This window comes from Ketobacter sp. (assembly GCF_003671495.1).
Taxonomy (GTDB): domain Bacteria; phylum Pseudomonadota; class Gammaproteobacteria; order Pseudomonadales; family Ketobacteraceae; genus Ketobacter.
In genome coordinates, this window is sequence record NZ_RCHN01000043.1 from 144,426 (window position 1) to 162,529 (window position 18,104).

Sequence of the window (18,104 nt, forward strand, 5' to 3'; positions counted from 1 at the left end):
CACTGATGGACCCACAGCGACAGTCCCTGATTCCGATATTCCTCACCGAGCAACTGGAGCGGGCCGCCAACAGAGCCCTGTACTACGCGCCGGTGACCCGCCTGCAGCTCACCAGGCTGAAAGGCAAATCCCTGGGCATCGAGCTGCAGCGCCCGGACTTCAGCCTGCTGATGGAAGTGGGTAAACGCCGCCTCAGCTTCCAGAATCACTGGGATCATGAACCCGACGTCACCATCCGCGGGCCCGCTGTGGCCCTGTTGCGCCAGATTGGCAGCGAGGATGCCACCCCCGCCGACCTGATGCGGCTGGGTATTGAACTGGAAGGGGACCAGCAGCTGGCCCAGCAGTTCCTGCAAGTCATCCGGGATCTGGACCTGGATCTGGAAAGCGCCCTGGGGGACCTGATCGGTGATGTGGCCGCCCACCAGGTGGCGGAAGTGGCGAAGGTGGGGTTCAGCTGGCTGCGGGGTGCCGCCAAAACCGTGCTGCAGCAATCCCGGCACCTGATCGCCGAAGAGCGGGAATGGGTGCTGACCCCGCGCAAATTCCAGCGCTTCCAAAGCGATGTGGAGGACCTGCGGGAGGACACCGACCGCCTGCAGGCCCGCCTGCAACGGCTGCAGAACAGCCTGAATCCACCTACTGATGAAAACGAGCCTACGCCTTGAGACGCCTAGCCCGACTGTTCACCATCTTCACCCTGCTGGCCCGTTATCGCCTGGATGAGCTGCTGCCGGATCACGCTGCCACCGGCCCATTGAAATGGCTGATCCGCCTGCACCCGGCGGCCTGGGGTGCTTCCACCGCCAACCACCCCTGGAGCCGGGCCCGCCTGGCCATGGAACAGCTGGGGCCGGTGTTCATCAAGTTCGGCCAACTGCTGTCCACCCGCCATGACCTGCTGCCGGCTGAGGCCATTGAGGATCTCTCCAACCTGCAGGACAACGTTCCCCCCTTCGGCGAGCAGGCGGCATTCGACATCATCGAGCAGGAACTGAAAGGCTCCATCAGCGATCTGTTTGGCTCCCTGGAGCGCAAGCCCCTGGCCTCTGCCTCGGTGGCGCAGGTGCACGCCGGCACCCTGAAAGACGGCCGCGAGATCGTGGTCAAAGTGATCCGCCCAGGCCTGGAAAAACTGGTGGAGCGGGACCTGGCGCTGCTGCTCACCGGTGCCCGCTGGCTGGAAAAACTGGTGCCGGAAACCCGCCGTTTCCACCCGGTGCAGGTGGTGAAAGACTATCGTCATATCCTGCTGGGGGAACTGGACCTGGGCCAGGAAGCCGCCAACTCAGCCCAGTTCCGGCGCAACTTCAATGACTCACCCCTGCTCTATGTGCCTGATATTCATTGGAATTTAAGCACCAGCAAGGTGCTGACCATGGAACGGGTCTATGGCGTACCGGTATCCGATACCGAGACCATGCTGAACGCGGGGGTGAAACTGGAATACCTGTCTGAAATGGGGGTGGAAATCTTCTTCACCCAGGTCTTCCGGGATAATTTTTTCCACGCGGACATGCACCCGGGCAACGTCATGGTGAACCTGGCGGACCCGCAGAACCCCCAGTACCTGTCTCTGGACAACGCCATCGTCGGCACCCTCAACAAAGAAGAGCGGTTCCTGCTGGCGCGGCAGCTGATGGCGCTGCTAGACAAGGATTACGAACAGATCGCCATCCTGCTGGTGGAAGCCGGCTGGGTGCCCAAACACACCAAGATCCACGAATTCCAGAACGCCCTGCGCACGGTGCTGGAGCCGGTACTGGAGCGACCGCTGCACGAAATCGAGTTCGGCCCGGTGTTGATCCGCCTGTTCCAGACCGCCCGCCGCTTTGAGATGCAGGCCCTGCCCCAGTTCATGCTGCTGGAAAAAACCCTGATCCACGTGGAGGGCCTGGGCCGCCAGCTGTATCCGGAATTGGACATCTGGGCCATTGGCCGGCCCCTGCTGGAGCAATGGATTCGTGACCAGATCGGGCCCTCCGCCATCATGCAGACGGTAAAACGCAACGCCCCTGCCCTCATCGAACAAATCCCCCATTTGCCGAAATTGGCATGGGATGCGCTGCAGGAAATGCGTAAACTGAGTGAGAACCAGCAGAAATTGCTGCAACAGGTGGAAGAACGTCACCTGGGGCGCCTGCGGCGGGACCGCATCATTACCCTGCTGGGACTGATCGGATTAGGTTTTGGCCTCAGCTGGGGCCTGAACCCGGATCTGTTACCGGACTGGCAGCAGATTCCCCTGGGTGCCTGGATCAGCGGCGGCATCGGCAGCGCACTGCTGTTGACCCGGCTGCGGGGCCAGTCACAAGATTGATGATTTTTAACCGGAAAGCAGAACAAATTACATGCTTGTAATATTGTTCTCATATAATGTTATATGAATGACACATTAGCTGCACTGGACAAAGTGCTCACCGAACGCAAGCAGGCACAGGCGGACAGCTCCTACGTGGCCAGCCTTTATCAGAAGGGTCTCAACAAGATCCTGGAAAAGGTGGGCGAGGAAGCCACCGAAACCCTGCTGGCGGCCAAAGACGCTGAACACAGCAAGCAGTATCAGGACGTCGTCTATGAAACTGCTGACCTCTGGTTCCATACCCTGGTGATGCTGCACAAGCTGGATTTGTCCTCGGCTGATGTTTTGCAAGAGCTGGAACGCCGCTTTGATCTGTCAGGGCTGGTGGAGAAAGCGAACCGAAATAAATAGAACGGGAGTAGCCCCATGGGTTTTGGTGGAATCGGAATTTGGCAACTGTTAATTGTACTGGCGATCATTCTGTTGATCTTCGGTACCAAGCGCCTGCGTAACCTGGGCGGTGACCTGGGTGGCGCCATCAAGGGCTTCAAAAAAGCCATGAGCGACGAAGAGAAAAAAGAAGAGCAGGCGAAACTGGCTGAAACCAAACAACAGGGCGACGTCATCGACGCCACTGCCGAAAAGAAAAAAGACCAGGCCTGATCGACTGAGGACGCTTCATGTTCGATATTGGCTTTTTTGAGCTGGTCCTGCTGGGCGTGGTGGGCCTGTTGGTGTTGGGTCCGGAACGCCTGCCCCATGCTGTGCGCATGACCACCGCCTACATCGGGAAAATCCGGCGCGCGGTGTCCAGCGTGCGGGAGGAATTCGAGCGCGAAGTCAACATGCACGAGATGCAGCAACGCATCAAACAGCAGCTGGATGAGTCCGGCCTGGACGAAGCCCAGAAATCCTTGCAGGAACTGAAGCAACAGGTGGAAAGCACACCGTCCCCCTGGCAGCCAGGCAACCAGATCGGCGGCAACCTGGCGGGCACCCCGGATGACGACCCGGACACCCGTCACAACCCCACCGCGCCGGAAAACGAAGCTGAGCCCATGCCGGAGCCCGAGCCCGAGCCCAGCGCCGAACTGAATGCGGGCGACGAGCCCGCTCCGGACGTGGCACCCAAACAAGAATCCCCCAAAGCATGAAAAAAGAGCAGCCGTCCGCAGCCCCGGAATCCAATCTGACGCTGATCGGCCATCTGGTCGAATTGCGCGATCGCATCATGAAGTCCCTGCTGGCGATCCTGGTGGTATTCCTGTGTCTGATTTACTTCGCCAACGACATCTATGAACTGGTGGCCAAGCCCATTCGGGATCAACTGCCGGAAGGCACCACCATGATCGCCACCGATGTCACCTCCACCTTTTTCGCACCGTTCAAGCTGACCCTGGTGGTGGCGTTTTTCCTGGCCATGCCGGTGGTGCTGGGTCAGGTGTGGCGGTTTATCGCCCCCGGCCTGTACGCCCATGAGCGCCGTTATGCCCTGCCGCTGCTGGTGCTGAGCGTGCTGCTGTTCTACGCGGGCATAGCCTTTGCCCATTTCGTGATTTTCCCCCTGATCATGAACTTCTTCGTCATGGCCAGCCCCGAAAACGTGACGGTGACACCGGATATCGCCCAGTACCTGTCCATCGCGCTTAAATTGTTCTTCGCCTTTGGCCTGGCCTTTGAGATTCCGATCGCCACCATGATCCTGATCCTTTCCGGCGTCACCACCGTCAAGGACCTGAGCACCAAGCGGCCCTATGTGATCCTGTTTTGCTTTGTATTCGGCATGCTGCTGACCCCGCCGGACCCCTTCTCCCAGTCCATGCTGGCGATCCCCATGTGGATGTTGTTCGAGCTGGGCCTGTTGTTCGGCCGCCTGATCAAGCGCAAGCCGCGGCATCAGGACGAAGAACATGAAGACGAAGAAGACGACGCCCCTGACACCAAGGCGCCCGCGAAGGTGGACCCGTAAAAGGCTATGCTGCAGAAGCTGATCCGCCAACGTTCTTTACTGCTGTTACTGCTTCTGCTGGGCTGGCTTCAGGCCAGCCAGATGCAGGTGCTCGCCCATGAAGCAACCCACTGGTTTCATGACAGCACCGAACTCTGCGACGACTTGCAACTGGCCCATCACAATCCCGGGGCATTGGCACCGGTGTTCGATGCCGCCGCAGCCCCTCTCCCTCCCCAGATTATTGCTGACCTGGCGCCAACCCAATGGACAGGCACAGCCTATCTCCCACCCCTTGCCCGTGGCCCGCCCCGGTTCTGATTAACTCAATTCCCAACTAACTGAACTTTTTCAATCAGGAGTTAATCATGATGACACTGCATCGTGCCCGCGTTTTGGCGCTGGCCACCACCTTCGTTTCAACTTCCGCCCTGGCGCAAACCGGTTATGTCAGCGGCAATGAATTCAACCCGGCCATCAGCCTGATCCTGGACGGCCGTTATACCGAATACCACGACGACCTGGAGTTGCCCGGCTTTCAAATGGGCCCCGAATCCGAATTGCCCGCCAAGGGCTTCAGCCTGGGCCATTCCGAACTGACCCTCAGTGCCAATGTGGATGACCAGTTCTACGGCAGCGCCAGCCTGGTGATCGCCGACCACGACGGCAGCACTGAGGTCGAGCTGGAGGAGGCCTATCTGGAAACCCTGGGACTGGGCCACGGCGCCACCCTCAAGTTTGGCCGCTTTCTGTCGAGCATCGGCTACCTGAACAGCCAGCATGAGCACGCCTGGTCGTTCTACGACGCTCCGCTCATATATACCGCGCTGTTCGGCAAAACCCTGTACGACGACGGTGTGCAGGCCCGCTGGCTGGCACCGGCTGACTTTTTTCTGGAGGTTGGCGCCGAGTGGACCCGGGGCGACAGCTTCCCCGGTGGTGAGAACGACGGCAATGACGGCAAAGCCCTGTTCATCAAACTGGGCAATGACCTGGGCCAGACCGCCAGTTGGCAACTGGGAGCCTCGGGCTACAGTACCCGCTTCAACGAACGCAGCGGCGAGGGCCATTCCCATGGCCATGGGGAGGAGGAAGAGCATGCCTCTGAACTGGTGATGGAAGACGGCGACGTGGACATCATCGGCGTGGATGCAGTGTTCAAGTGGGCCCCCGGTGGCCAGCCCCGACGCCAGCAACTGGTGTTGCAGGCCGAGTACTTTCAACGCAAGGAAACCGCCCTGTCCCATTTCAGCGAAGAGGATAACTACTTTGAGGCGGATTACGACGGCGAGCAATCCGGCTACTATGTGCAGGCCGTCTATCGCTTCCACCCGCAATGGAGCAGCGGCCTGCGCTATGACGCCATCACCCCGGACAACGAATTCAGCGAACTCGATGCCAACGGCATCGACCTGGAAGAGTTTCTGGAGGAAACCGAACTGGGCAGTGATGAAACCATTACCCGCCAAAGCGCCATGCTGGAATACACCCCCAGCGAATTCTCCCGCATCCGCTTGCAGTACAACCACCGGGATTGGGGCGAAGACCGCGATGATCTCTGGGTAATTCAATACACCATGAGCCTGGGCAGCCACGGCGCCCACAGTTACTGAGGGGGCAACCGTGCGACAGACTCTGATTATCATCATTACCCTACTGACGCCAATATTGGCCCGGGGTGAACTATCGGTGTTCGCCTGCGAGCCGGAATGGGCAGCGTTGACTCAGCAACTGGGCGGGGATCGGGTGTCGGTGTTCAGCGCCACCACCGCCATGCAGGACCCCCACCACGTGGAAGCACGCCCTTCCCTCATCGCCCGGCTGGGGCGGGCGGACCTGGCGGTGTGCACCGGTGCCGAACTGGAAGTCGGTTGGCTGCCATTGCTGCTGCGGCGCTCCGCCAATGCCAAAGTGCAGATGCACCAGCCCGGTTACTTTGAGGCTGCCATGCAGGTGGAACGCCTGGGCATTCCCACCGTTCTGGACCGGGCGGACGGCGACGTCCATGCGGCAGGCAACCCCCATGTCCATCTGGACCCGCGGCGCCTGCTCCGCATTGCCGAAGCCTTGAGCCAACGCCTGATTGAGCTGGACCCGGCGGGGCGCACTGAGTATGCCGGCCGCCTGCAACAATTCCAGGACCACTGGCATGCCCGGATCAGCCAATGGGAATCGGAAGCTGCCCCCCTGAGAAACCGGCGCATTGTGGTCCAGCACGAGGACTGGTTGTATTTCAATGAGTGGCTACAACTGGAGCAAGTGGCCACCATCGAGCCCAAACCCGGCGTACCACCCAGTGCTGCAGACCAGAAGCGCCTGCTGCAAACCCTGTCCGCCCAGCCTCCGGAGCTGATCATCCTGGCGGCCTACCAGGATGACAAAGCCGCGCGCTGGCTGGCGGATAAACTGAACATCCCGGTGGTCACCCTGCCTTTTACCGTGGGGGGAGACGAGCACAGCAATAGCTTGACCGCGTTGTTTGACCGATCACTGGCCCTGCTTCTGCAGGCATTGGGAGACTGATCATGTCCTGGCAGGATTGGTCGCTCATCGGCCCGGCGTTAATCGCCGGGCTGATCATCATCATCAGCCACGTTCCGCTGGGCATTGAAGTGGTGAAACGGGGCATTATTTTCATTGATCTTGCGGTCGCTCAAATCGCCGGCGTCGGTTTGATTGTGGCGCGCATGCTGGATGTTTCCAGCTACCTGGGGCAACAATTGATTGCCGGCACCGCCGCCATCGGTGGTGCGCTGCTGTTAACCCTCACTGAATCCAGGTTAGGCCGGTACCAAGAGCCACTCATCGGTGTGTTGTTTGTCCTGGCGGCGACGCTGGGGCTGTTGCTGTTGGCCGGGGACCCCCATGGGGGCGAATCACTGAAGGAATTACTCTCAGGCCAGATCCTCTGGGTTACGCTGGATCAGGTGTACAGCAGCGCCCTGCTGTTGCTGCCGGCTACGGTATTGTGGCTGCTGTTACGACAACGCTACGCCAGATTCATTTTCTACCCACTGTTTGCCGTCATTATCACCCTCAGCGTGCAGCTGGTGGGAGTGTATCTGGTGTTTGCCAGCCTGGTGATTCCCGCCCTGGCCACCGTCAACTGCTCGCGTTACCGCCTGCTCACCGCGATGACCGTGGGTATCCTTGCGTACTGGCTGGGGCTTTTGGCCTCATTGTATTGGGACCTGGCGGCGGCACCCCTGATCGTATGGTGCCTGGCGTTGCTGTCGGCCCTGTACCTGATACCCAGCCTTGCTAGGACTCCAGCAAAAACGTAACCGGCCCGTCGTTGGTGAGTGAGACTTTCATGTCGGCACCAAAACGCCCGCTCGCCAGCGCACTCACCTGGTCCCGGGCCTGAGCCACAAAATAGTCATAAAGAGCTTCGCCCAGCTCCGGATCTGCGCCCGAGGAAAAACTCGGGCGCAGTCCTTTGGCGGTGTCCGCCACCAGGGTGAACTGCGACACCACCAACAGACCACCGGCCACGTCCAGCAGGGAGCGGTTCATGCGGCCGCTGTCATCCTCAAAAATACGGTAGCGCAGCACTTTGTGCAGCAGCTTGTCGGCCCGCGCATGATCATCGCCTTTTTCAACGCCCAGCAGCAGCAAGATCCCGGCACCAATCTCACCCACGGCCTCATCTGCGACGCTCACACTGGCGCCGGACACCCGTTGGATCAACCCTTTCATACGCCGTCGCCCACCGGTTCCAGCACCACCGCTTTATCATCCCGCAGGTAGGCTTGGTCCACCGCGCTTAACCGGTTCACCCGGATCAAGGCGCGCAGCTCTTTGACATAGGCCTCGCCACGCTCCGAATACTTCAACAAGCCGGCTGCCAGCGCTTTGCCCGACAGGGGCTCACCGGCGCTGCGGGCTGCACTGCGCATCCGACGCAGTTCTGCATAGGCCTGATGGGTGTTCAAGTTGTGCATATAGGCGGTGATGGATTCAAAGGGCGTTTTGAACGCCTTGATTCCATAGTTGCCCAGCTCGGTGCGCACCCGTTCCGGTGCGATGGCGCCCTCACCCCAGGTCCACTGCCCAAACAAGGCATTCCCCTCACTGGCAAAGCGCGATGTGCCCCAGCCGCTTTCTATTGCCGCCTGGGCCATGGCCAACGAGGCCGGCACCACATCCACCCGTGCCAATAAGGCAGCGAAGGCCGCGCTGTCCCCGGGTGAAGCCGGTGCCGCGACACCGTATTCTTCCGCAATGGCGCGCAGCTGGGCCGTGTCGGCGTCCGTCCACTGTGGCACCTGTTGCATGCCTTCCACAAAGGCCCGCTGCCGGGCAATGGTTTCATTGGCACGCAACACCATGGGTGCCAGGATGAAGAAGAAGTAACGCTTTTTGTCCGCCGTGGACAGCTCACCGGCGTAATGGGCGCGCCAGCGGTCTGGAATGGTCGACAGATACACCCTGGGCACGCTGCGATCGCCGGCCTGCCAATTGGCCAGGGTGTACTGGATGCTGTTGAAATACTCCACTACCTGCTCAGGGTTGTTGAAGCTGAGGTGATCCCAGCCACGGTCGGCCGCCGACAGCGGTGACGCGACCAACAGCAGAAGTGTTATCAGTAGATTGGGGGGGTTCATACGCTTTGCATCCCTGTTCATCGTAGTGGATGCAAAGCGTAGAAGATTCAGCGGGGAAGAATCAAGCGCGATCAGTGTTCCATGCTGTTGGCGGCCACGGCACCACTGGACAGGGATACATCCAGATCCTCATACAGATGGGTGATGGCATCCATACGCTTCAACATACCGGTGGTGGTTACCGAAATCACATGGGGAACGTAATTGCCATCGTCCAGCTGTTCAAAACCGGTGTTGGAGAATGCCCACTGGGCTTGCACTTTCTTCAACGCCAGGTTGATGTCGTTGGTGTTGTTGTCGAATGCGGTCAGGGTATCCAGGCCCGCTCCGTATTCCCGCTTGGCTTTCTCGAATTCTGCCACGAACTCACCATCACGGAAGCCCCAGGCGTGGGCAAAGTAATAGGCGGCTATGCGCTGGGACAGCATGCGCTGACGGCCGGAGGTGTTCACCATCTTGGCAGACTTACGGCCGGCAAACGCCTCCAGATCCAGTACCACCTGATGACAGGCCGCCAGAATGGCATTGTTGCGATCAATGATTTTTGCTGCGTTTTCCCGGTTCACTTTGCCGATGGCCAAAGAGCGGTATTCAAACCACAGGTCTTCCACCTGAGACAAGGAAGCGCTGATCTGTTTGGACGGCGCGTACTCGGTCAGCTCCTGGAACTGCTCCTCGAACAAGGCAACACTGCGGTCCAGCTCTTCCCGGGCCCGCACCACATCCACATCCAGCCCCAACGCCAGGTAGTTCTTCATGATGTTCTGGGTGAGCATGCGTTGACGACCGGCCTTATTAAGGGCTGAACCCATTGTGAGCACTTCGGCAAATGCCTGCACTGAAAAAAGACACACAAACAGGGCAACTACGGCGGAAAAGAAAGTATTTCGAGGCATGGGTTACATCCTTAACGTTTAAACTGCACATTTACGGAGCAACTAGCAATTACTTGGCCAATATGAATTTGTCTAGTTGAACCGAACTCCCTTACTCCGTCAGTAAAGGATGCCCAGGAACAGCTCGCAATGTGGATGGCAAAAGGTGTGAACCGGTTAACGCGGGGAACGAGACCTGATCCCGCTGAGATCAGGCACGACTGTTCTGTTTACGGGCCATTTCGTCGGTGGCTTTGATCAGGGCATTGACGATGCCGGGCTCCATGCTGGAATGACCGGCATCCCGGATGATGTTCAGTTCGGAGTTGAGCCAGTTGCGGTGCAGCTCCTGCGCCTGATCCATGGGGCAGATCATGTCGTAGCGACCGTGCACGATAATGCCGGGAATATCCTGGATCGCTGCCATGTTATTGAGTATCTGGTTTTCTTCGATGAAGGCATTGTTAATAAAATAATGCACTTCGATTTTGGACAGGCTGAGGGCCGTATGGCCATCGGTGAACTGGCCCAGCACACTCTGGTTGGGGCGCAGGGTGGCACAACTGCCTTCCCAACTGGACCAGGCCTTGGCCGCCGCCATGCGCTGCAATTCGTTTTCGCCATTCAGCAAGCGGTGATAGCCGGTCAGGACATCCGGTTCCGCCTGGCCCTTGAGGGGTTTGAGTAACTCCTCCCAATGATCCGGGAAGATGCGGTTGGCCCCTTCGCGGTAAAACCAGTCGATGTCCTTGCGGCGACAGAGGAAGATACCCCGCAGGATCATACCCAGCACCCGCTCCGGATGAGCCTGGGCGTATAACAGCGCCAGGGTGGAACCCCAGGACCCCCCGAACAGCACCCATTGATCAATGCCCAGGTGTTCCCGGATCACTTCCATATCCCGCACCAGGTCCTGGGTGCAGTTGTTCTTCAGGCTGGCGTGAGGCGTGGACCGGCCACAGCCGCGCTGATCGAACAGCACGATGCGGTATTTCTGCGGATCGAAAAAACGCCGATGAAACACCTCGCAGCCTGCGCCCGGGCCACCGTGCAGGAACACCACCGGCAGTCCGTTGGGATTACCGCACTCTTCCACATAAAGCCGGTGCGGCATGTCGACGATGATACTGTGCTCTTTGTAGGGTTTGATGTCTGGGTACAGTACCTGCATTCAATTCACTCCAACCCGAATATGGACTAACTGTAGCCTAATCCGCCTTTAGCTGAAAGCAGATACGGTATAAATCAAGCAGTTAGCGCTGAAGGGTCGCTGCCGCATTCCCCGCGCGGACGATCTGCGCTAGCATACCCCCTCCCGGGCGCACCCGGTAGTAAAGCCCTCGGTATCCCAAACATGTCTGATTCAGCCTTACTGCGCTTGCAGTTGGCGGTGTTCGCGCTGGTGTCGGCGTGCTTCACCAACATTTACATCACCCAGCCGGTGTTGCCGGTGCTGCAGCAGGAATTTGCCGCCAGCAGCGTACTGGTTTCCTTTACGGTGTCGGCGGTGGTGCTGGGCATTGCCCTGGCCAATCTGCCCTTTGGCGTACTGGCGGACCGCCTGCCCATCCGCCCGATCATTGCCGTGGGCACTGGCGCCATGCTGCTCGGAGGCCTGGTCTGCGTGCTCACCAACAGCCTGTGGTTGCTGATCGCAGGCCGTTTTCTGCAGGGCCTGTTCGTGCCTGCGCTCACCACCTGCATTGCGGCCTACCTGGCCAAGGCTCTGCCCCCGGCCCGCCTCAACGTGGTGATGGGCTATTACGTTTCCGCCACCGTGGTGGGCGGAATGGGGGGACGACTTCTGGGTGGCTGGATTCACCCGCCGCTGCACTGGCGCTACGCCTTTGTCTCTGCCGGTGTGTTTCTGCTGGTGGCCTGCGCAATGGCACTGTGGTCATTACCCCGGCGCCCGTTGCAACATGGTCCACAGGTGAAAACCGGCTTTATGGAATTGCTGCGGCGGCGGGATTTGCTGGCCCTGTTCGCCTGCGGTGCCGGTGGCTTTGCTCTGTTTTCCTCCACCTTCAACTACCTGCCGTTCCGCCTCAGTGAACCGCAGTTCGGGTTTTCCACGGAACAGATCACCCTGGTGTACCTGGTCTATATCATGGGGATTTTTATGGGGCCCATGGCGGGGCGGATTGCCAACCGGGTGGGCAACGGCACCACCTTGCTGGCGGGCACCGCGGTACTGGCACTGGCACTGGGCTGTTTGCTGCTGCCAGCGGCCTGGGCCATTGTGCTGGGCCTGATTTTGATGTGTGCGGGCTTTTTCACCGTGCACGCCGGCGCGGTGGGCGCCATCAACCGCAAGCTCTCAGGTGGACAGGGCCGGGCCAACGCCCTCTACGTTCTGTTCTATTACGTGGGCGGCTGGGCCGGCATCACCCTGTCCGGGTTGGCCTATACCCACAGCGGTTGGAACGCCGTAGTGGGCCTGTCGTGCCTGTTATTGCTGATTCTGGTGAACGCCGGTCTCAGTGAGCGCCGCTACGCCCGCGGGGCATCCGCCTAGCTCTGCCAGATACCCCCACCCACCAGGGACACACCGCCATCCAGGGCAATCACATGCCCCGTCATATAGGCACTCACCGGGCTACACAGCATCAGGGCCATCTCGGCCATTTCCGGCACATTGGTCACCCGCTGCAGGGGAATCCGCTGCTTCAATGTAGCGCCGCCATCTTCCGACATGAACAGGTTGCCGCCCACGGTGTCCTCCACATAACCCGGGGACAATCCGTTCACCCTCACCCCCCTGGGGCCCCACTCTATGGCCAGGGTTTTGATCAGCATCTCGATTCCCGCCTTGGCCGAGCAGGCATGGGACTGAAACGGCATCGGGTTGACCGCCTGGGGCGCTGAAATGGCGATGAGACTGACATCGGCGGCTGCGAAATGATCACTGCAGGCGCGAAACGTATTGAACGTGCCTTTCAGGTCAATGTCGATCACCGCGCCAAAGCCGTTGGCACTGAGGCTCGCTGCCGGGGCGATGAAATTGCCGGCTGCCCCGGCCACCACAATGTCGTACGGCCCAAAGGCCTCTGCACCCTGGTCAGCGGCCGCCGCCAGCGCAGCATAATCGCGGACATCCGCGGAGCAACCCAGGGCCTGGCCACCCGCCGCTTCGATCTCGGTGCGGGTTGCGTCGAGTTTTTCCTGGCGCCGCCCCACCATCACCACCTTGGCCCCATGACGGGCAAAATGCAGGGCGATTCCCTTGTTGATCCCGCTTCCGGCACCGGTAATCAGGGCGGTTTTGCCCTGCAGCAGATTGGATTGAAACGCGCTGGCCATGTGTCACCTCATATTGGTTTTGTTGTATGGGGCAACACTAGCAGCAAACGGCGGGGAGAATAATGACTAAAACACGCAGGGTGCTGATCGATCCAGCGACCCTGCAGGCAAACCGATGGGGCGAAGATTAGTAGCGGGCGAGTTTGACCACGTTGGTTTGTGGCAATCCATCCTCACTGGTGTAACCACACACCCGACTGAGGGTCAGCAGGTCGGTGCCGCCGATGTTAAAGACATCGAGGCTGGCGCAATGGCCTTCATTTGAGCTGACGATACTGACACACAGGGAACCGCATTGCGCGTAGGTTTCCACCCGTGTGGGTTCCAGCATCCATTTGGTTTTATTGCCCTTGGCCGTGACGAAGTCATGATACACCCGCTTGGTCACGGTAAACGGCGTGCCCAGGTTCGACCCCAGCAGCAGGCCACTGACTTCGCCGGTCCAGCCCTGAAAGCTGATCTGAACCAGGCCGTTCTCAAACTGCTTTACGTTGCTGTATGCGATGTTCACCATGCTGTCGCCACCAAGATAGTGGTAGCTCAAAAGGCCATCCGCATCGATGCGCAGCAGGTGCACGTTGTCGAACACCACCCCCAGCAAGTTCATCCTGGCGTTATCCCCCCACAGCACGATGCTGCCATCGGGGCCCACGGATTTGCCGTCCACCTGTTCCAGTTCGTTGTTCACAAAAGTCCATTGCGTGGTACCTGTTGAATCCACCACCCGCACATCGTGGTTGTTTTTATTGAACAAGGCAGGGCGACCATTGGAATCCCCGATCAACTCGTCGTTGCTGCCCAGGGTGAAGCGGCCGGATTCCAACAGGTCGGCGCCAAAGGAAATCACCTGACGGCCGGATTCGGTAGCCACTTCCAGCACCAGACCCTCATATCCGAACACCGCCACCACGGACTGGGTGGCCGTGACATCCAGCGCCTGGCTGGTGGCCGTCGCCAAATCCAGCAGCAGGGCCCAACCCTGGTTTTCAAAACTGCCGTACACCGCGATCTGCTCGCCCATAACGGGGCTGACCCCACCAATGGGGCGATCCCCCATACCCAACGCCAGAGAGGCAACATCAAAGGGGGTTATCTGGTGCAGGTTGGCGTCCACCACCCAGGAGCCGGCCAGGGTCGGGCCCACCAGCAACAATTGCTGATTGGGCAGTGTCACAGCCTGAGTGATGCCCGACAGAGTCACCTCGAGGACGGTTTCCAGCATCACCATCCCAGCGTTGTCATAGGTGGCAATATGAACCCCATCACTGTGTTGCGACAGGTGTACGGCGTTGCCGTTAGCGTCCAACAGGACTTCGTTCAAGGCATCCGGGTTCACCATCACATAGGCCATCCAACGGGCCTGGGTGGCAAAACAACCGAGCAGAAACAAGGCGAAGAAAACCGGGATCATTACCCGACGGGAGGAGAACCAGCGTTGCATTATTATTCCTTATTATTGGCATGATCAGGGTGCACGATGGGCGCTGCAGGATACAGTCACCACCGGTATCGTATAAACATTACTCTCTTTTTCCACAAGATCAATGACAGATTTGGTGTCAGTTTGTACAAAAAAAGGAAGCCACCGGCTTCCTTTTTTGTTGAACTGCTGACTGGTTTTGATCGGCGCACTTACTCGTTTATAAGGACACAGATCAAGAAGGGCGCAGAGCAAGCCGGTCAGCCTTCAAGGGTCCTGCTTCATGGCAGCGTACAATGCACTCATGCGCACCGCCTCTGCGTCCCCTTCATGGATCACCACCTCAATGGTGGTTTTCACCCGGCCTTTGCCCTCGTAACCCTCCAGGATCTGCTGGCGCTGCTCCGGTGTGATGGTGGTTTGTGCCCGCAGCACACCCCGAACCGGCTTCAGGTACGCCACTTCGCCCTTGGCCAACCACACACTGGGCAGATGCCCGGCGTCCATCAACGTCAGGTGCAGAGCACTCCAGCCGGTCATGGCGCCGACGCAATACAGGCTGCCACCAAAAGCGGTGCCGTGGGTATTCAGGTTCGGCTCCAGGGGCGCCTCCACCACGACAGTGGAGCCGTCCCAGGAGATCACGTCGATACCCATATGGGTGATCAGGGGCACTTGCTCCTTGAGCTTGGTGCGAACGTGATCGAGCTTATCCATCAAACAGCGGTCCTTCAGATCAAACCGTTCAGCAGGGAATCGGTGTAATCACGACGGCGCTGGGCTTCCACCGCCGGGTCCAGTTCCACGACTTTCTCATCCGGAGTGACCTTGAACAGGGGTTGCCCCTGCTTGACGATGGAACCGTCGGTGTTCTCCAGCAGAATCTTGTCGATGGTACAGGCGAACGGCGCCACCACCTTGTTGAACATCTTCATGACTTCGATGATGTAGATGGGCTGACCGGCTTCCACATGGGCACCTTCTTCCACAAACGGAGGGGCTCCCGGTACTTCGCGGCCGTAGAACATACCACCGCTCACCGCCACGATCTCGTCCGCTTTGGTGGCCGGGGGTGGCACCAACACTTTCATCATGCGACCCTGCAGGGCTTCGTCATGCAGTTCTTCCGGGATGTAGACGGTCAGGTCGTCGTTCACCTTGAGGTCGTAGAAGCCCACCTGATTGGCCAGTTTGGGCAGCGCGGAAACCACTTCCATACCCGCCTGGAAGCCCAGGTGAGCCGCTTGCACCTGAGTCCAGGTATCGGCGTCCAGACCACCCTGTGGGGTGGATTCCGCCAGCAGGGCATTCAGTTGTACCCAGTCGGACTGGCCCAGCTTGGCCTCCAGGTCACGATAGAATTGCAGGCCTTTCTGCAGCACCTCGTTGTCGTGTTTCCAGATGCACTCAGCGGCCGGCAGGTCAGCACGGTAATCCATGTTCAGGTAGTGGTAGGTTTCATCCAGCACCTGGATCGGGTTGCGGGTCCATACCACTTTATCGCCGTCGAACTTCACGTTGGCTTTGTTCAGGCTTACCCAACCAGAGAAAATGTGCGGATCGCGGGTCAGGATGTCCAGCGCCCGCAGCAACAGGGTGTGCTTGCGCTCCATGGCGGCATCAATGGCCTGCATGGCAGATTGCAGCGCTTCGCCGGCACCGTGGGCTTCGGCGATCTGCTTTTTGTAGATACCCTTGGCATGGTTAAAGGCGTACTCCAGGTCGAAATCGGAGATCGCAGCCTTCAGCTTGCCCACCAACGTCAGATAGGGCATGACGAACTTGGTGGTGGATTTCGCGTGTACGTTCTCGGCCAGGAACCAATGCACCAGCCCGTAATGGAACTGCAGGTTAGTGGCCAGGTTTTCCCCGCTCATTTTGGTACGACGCAGCAGCTCCGCCATTTCCTCGTAGCTGTGCTTGCGGTTTTGACCCACGGACAACAACAGGGCGATGTTACTGTCATAAGCACCGGCCAGGTGATACTTGATGAACTGGTTGGTGTCCGGATTACGGGCGCTGATGCCCTGGTCGTCACGGATCTCGTTTTCGATGGGGCTGGACCAGTATTCGATGATGCCGCCGGCGTGGGGTTTCAACGCCGCATTAGTGGCATTCAAACGGGCTTCCACCGACGCGCGCTCACGGGGGATACGCTCCGGCTTGGGCAACTTCTTGCCGTGACGGGCCAACAGGGTCATGGCCTCCACCAGGGAGTCCACCAGCAGGAAATCGTTGGGGTCTTCGGGATTCACAAACTTCAAGGTGTAACACAGTTCGGAAACACGGTGCTCCACCTGAATCCGGGTGTTCATCTCCATGAAGAAGTGGCTGTCTTTGTCCACGATACACTCGAAGGTGGACACCGAATCCAGGCCCACCGCCAGCCCGAAGCGCTCGGATTCCTGCTCCATGCGCTGCAGAATGGACAGATCGGTTTTGAGGGCTTCCACTTCACCGGTTTTGCCGGCCGCTTCTGCAGCCGCAATGGCTTCTTCCAGCATTTCACTGGTGTTGGAAATTTCCAGCAGTTTCTGTTCGTGCATCTGCAGGGAACAGTCGCGGGCACCCAGGGTGGTGCACCATTCACCGTTACCGATCACCTGGATTTCCTGGTGACGGGTGGTTTCGATGTTCAGCTCGATCAACACGTTCTTGTTGTCGCCCACACCGGTGGTTTTCACTTCCTGCAGGATCTCGATCAGCTTTTCAGCTGCAATGGAGGACGCTTTCTGGATGCGTGCATCCAGATCCCCTTCAAAGGCGGCCGGGGATTGCAGGATACGCTGGCCTTTACCGCCACCGCCGCCGATGGCCTTCAGGCGCACCCGGTTCTCGGGGTAACGACCGAATACTTCCGCCACCCGGGTGATCGCCTCGGCGCAGATTTCATCGGTGGTGATGATGTCCATGGATTTGGCATAGGAGGCGTTCAGCACCGCGTCGGCGGCGTCTTCCAGGGCCACGCTTTCCTCCCAGTTGGCGGCGTCTACGTCCAGGCCTTTCTCTGCTGCCAGGGCTTTCAGGCCGGCGCGATCACCGACTTTGCGGATCAGGGTCAGGCTGGTGAGGTTGTCGATACCGGGGGTGGTGGAAACATCGTTCAACAACGCAGTCCGCTTGGCTTCGTCCTTGGCGCCGGCGCCACGCACGGTGCCGGAGCAGGGGCCAATGAAGTTCAAACCGGCTTTCTCCAGCGCACTGACCAGCGCTTCGTCTTCCGCCATGAAACCGTAACCGGCGAAAATGGAGTCGTGTCCGTTTTCCTTGGCAATGCTGATGATCTGCTGGATGCGCTGGGTACGCTCATCCTTGTCCATACCGGTGTAATCGGGCACCCGGTGCACGCGATCCGGGTTTTTAATCTGACGCAGTTCCGGGGCCAGGGCGTTGTTGTAGGTGATGGAGTCCTTCTCGGACAGCAGAATACCGTAATCGGTAATGCCCATCTCTTCCCACACATCCATCACTTCCTTCCGGATCGGACCACGACAGATGATGAGGGGTTTCATATCGCTGCAATCAAACTGGCTGACCCACGCAGAATCGGTGGGCTTGCGGCGGCGGTCTTTGTTCACCAGAGGATTGTTGGTGTAGTTTTCGTTGCTCATCTTCTAAATCCTATAAATTCTCTTCTACCTGTTTGCAG

The 18,104-nt window shown here is 59.0% G+C and carries 19 protein-coding genes; 11 read left to right on the top strand and 8 right to left on the bottom strand.

What is annotated here, in order from left to right; translation table 11 throughout:
- Positions 1 to 5: 5 nt before the first annotated feature.
- From D9N14_RS19760 to D9N14_RS19805, 10 genes are all read left to right on the top strand, one after another.
- Complete coding sequence (locus D9N14_RS19760) at positions 6 to 668, top strand: SCP2 domain-containing protein (RefSeq protein WP_290582997.1); 663 nt, start codon at positions 6 to 8, stop codon at positions 666 to 668.
- A complete protein-coding gene (gene ubiB, locus D9N14_RS19765) occupies positions 665 to 2,320 on the top strand; it encodes a 2-polyprenylphenol 6-hydroxylase (protein ID WP_290582999.1) in 1,656 nt (551 codons plus the stop codon). The genes D9N14_RS19760 and ubiB overlap by 4 nt, the downstream gene beginning before the upstream one ends.
- A gap of 63 nt (positions 2,321 to 2,383) precedes the next feature.
- A complete protein-coding gene (locus D9N14_RS19770) occupies positions 2,384 to 2,713 on the top strand; it encodes a phosphoribosyl-ATP diphosphatase (protein WP_290583001.1) in 330 nt (109 codons plus the stop codon).
- A gap of 15 nt (positions 2,714 to 2,728) precedes the next feature.
- Complete coding sequence (gene tatA / locus D9N14_RS19775) at positions 2,729 to 2,965, top strand: Sec-independent protein translocase subunit TatA (protein WP_290583003.1); 237 nt, start codon at positions 2,729 to 2,731, stop codon at positions 2,963 to 2,965.
- Between the two features lie 17 nt (positions 2,966 to 2,982).
- Positions 2,983 to 3,456: a Sec-independent protein translocase protein TatB gene (gene tatB / locus D9N14_RS19780; RefSeq protein ID WP_290583005.1), complete on the top strand. Its 474-nt coding sequence runs from the start codon at positions 2,983 to 2,985 to the stop codon at positions 3,454 to 3,456.
- The gene (tatC, locus tag D9N14_RS19785) at positions 3,453 to 4,271 is read left to right on the top strand and encodes a twin-arginine translocase subunit TatC (protein ID WP_290583007.1); all 819 of its coding nucleotides are present in this window, start codon (positions 3,453 to 3,455) and stop codon (positions 4,269 to 4,271) included. Before tatB ends, tatC begins: the two co-directional genes overlap by 4 nt.
- A 6-nt stretch (positions 4,272 to 4,277) precedes the next feature.
- Positions 4,278 to 4,571: a hypothetical protein gene (locus D9N14_RS19790; protein ID WP_290583010.1), complete on the top strand. Its 294-nt coding sequence runs from the start codon at positions 4,278 to 4,280 to the stop codon at positions 4,569 to 4,571.
- Between the two features lie 47 nt (positions 4,572 to 4,618).
- Positions 4,619 to 5,863: a hypothetical protein gene (locus D9N14_RS19795; RefSeq protein WP_290583012.1), complete on the top strand. Its 1,245-nt coding sequence runs from the start codon at positions 4,619 to 4,621 to the stop codon at positions 5,861 to 5,863.
- A gap of 10 nt (positions 5,864 to 5,873) precedes the next feature.
- Positions 5,874 to 6,773 carry a metal ABC transporter substrate-binding protein gene (locus D9N14_RS19800; RefSeq protein ID WP_290583014.1) on the top strand — a complete coding sequence of 300 codons (900 nt, stop codon included), beginning with the start codon at positions 5,874 to 5,876 and terminating at the stop codon, positions 6,771 to 6,773.
- Between the two features lie 2 nt (positions 6,774 to 6,775).
- Complete coding sequence (locus D9N14_RS19805; RefSeq protein WP_290583016.1) at positions 6,776 to 7,534, top strand: metal ABC transporter permease; 759 nt, start codon at positions 6,776 to 6,778, stop codon at positions 7,532 to 7,534.
- Here D9N14_RS19805 and dtd read toward each other — a convergent pair.
- The 4 genes from dtd to pip form a co-directional block, all read right to left on the bottom strand.
- The gene (gene dtd / locus D9N14_RS19810) at positions 7,512 to 7,949 is read right to left on the bottom strand and encodes a D-aminoacyl-tRNA deacylase (RefSeq protein WP_290583018.1); all 438 of its coding nucleotides are present in this window, start codon (positions 7,947 to 7,949) and stop codon (positions 7,512 to 7,514) included. The two genes, D9N14_RS19805 and dtd, sit on opposite strands and share 23 nt — an antisense overlap.
- The gene (locus D9N14_RS19815; RefSeq protein ID WP_290583020.1) at positions 7,946 to 8,857 is read right to left on the bottom strand and encodes a glucosaminidase domain-containing protein; all 912 of its coding nucleotides are present in this window, start codon (positions 8,855 to 8,857) and stop codon (positions 7,946 to 7,948) included. Before D9N14_RS19815 ends, dtd begins: the two co-directional genes overlap by 4 nt.
- A gap of 71 nt (positions 8,858 to 8,928) precedes the next feature.
- Positions 8,929 to 9,753 (bottom strand): type IV pili methyl-accepting chemotaxis transducer N-terminal domain-containing protein, encoded by an 825-nt coding sequence (locus tag D9N14_RS19820; protein ID WP_290583022.1) that lies wholly within the window; start codon positions 9,751 to 9,753, stop codon positions 8,929 to 8,931.
- Between the two features lie 190 nt (positions 9,754 to 9,943).
- Positions 9,944 to 10,903 (bottom strand): prolyl aminopeptidase, encoded by a 960-nt coding sequence (gene pip / locus D9N14_RS19825; protein ID WP_290583024.1) that lies wholly within the window; start codon positions 10,901 to 10,903, stop codon positions 9,944 to 9,946.
- 183 nt (positions 10,904 to 11,086) lie between these two features.
- On the opposite strand from pip, the gene D9N14_RS19830 reads away from it, so the two are divergent.
- Positions 11,087 to 12,250 carry an MFS transporter gene (locus tag D9N14_RS19830; RefSeq protein WP_290583027.1) on the top strand — a complete coding sequence of 388 codons (1,164 nt, stop codon included), beginning with the start codon at positions 11,087 to 11,089 and terminating at the stop codon, positions 12,248 to 12,250.
- On the opposite strand, the gene D9N14_RS19835 is transcribed toward D9N14_RS19830, so the two are convergent.
- The 4 genes from D9N14_RS19835 to D9N14_RS19850 all read right to left on the bottom strand — a co-directional run bounded on the left by D9N14_RS19835 (position 12,247) and on the right by D9N14_RS19850 (position 18,066).
- The gene (locus D9N14_RS19835; protein WP_290583028.1) at positions 12,247 to 13,035 is read right to left on the bottom strand and encodes an SDR family oxidoreductase; all 789 of its coding nucleotides are present in this window, start codon (positions 13,033 to 13,035) and stop codon (positions 12,247 to 12,249) included. The genes D9N14_RS19830 and D9N14_RS19835 overlap by 4 nt on opposite strands.
- 127 nt (positions 13,036 to 13,162) lie before the next feature.
- Positions 13,163 to 14,476 carry a hypothetical protein gene (locus D9N14_RS19840; protein WP_290583030.1) on the bottom strand — a complete coding sequence of 438 codons (1,314 nt, stop codon included), beginning with the start codon at positions 14,474 to 14,476 and terminating at the stop codon, positions 13,163 to 13,165.
- Positions 14,477 to 14,722: 246 nt separating this feature from the next.
- Positions 14,723 to 15,172 (bottom strand): YiiD C-terminal domain-containing protein, encoded by a 450-nt coding sequence (locus D9N14_RS19845; RefSeq protein WP_290583032.1) that lies wholly within the window; start codon positions 15,170 to 15,172, stop codon positions 14,723 to 14,725.
- Between the two features lie 14 nt (positions 15,173 to 15,186).
- Positions 15,187 to 18,066, bottom strand: a complete 2,880-nt coding sequence (locus D9N14_RS19850; protein WP_290583034.1) for a biotin/lipoyl-containing protein — start codon at positions 18,064 to 18,066, stop codon at positions 15,187 to 15,189.
- Between the last annotated feature and the right edge of the window lie 38 nt (positions 18,067 to 18,104).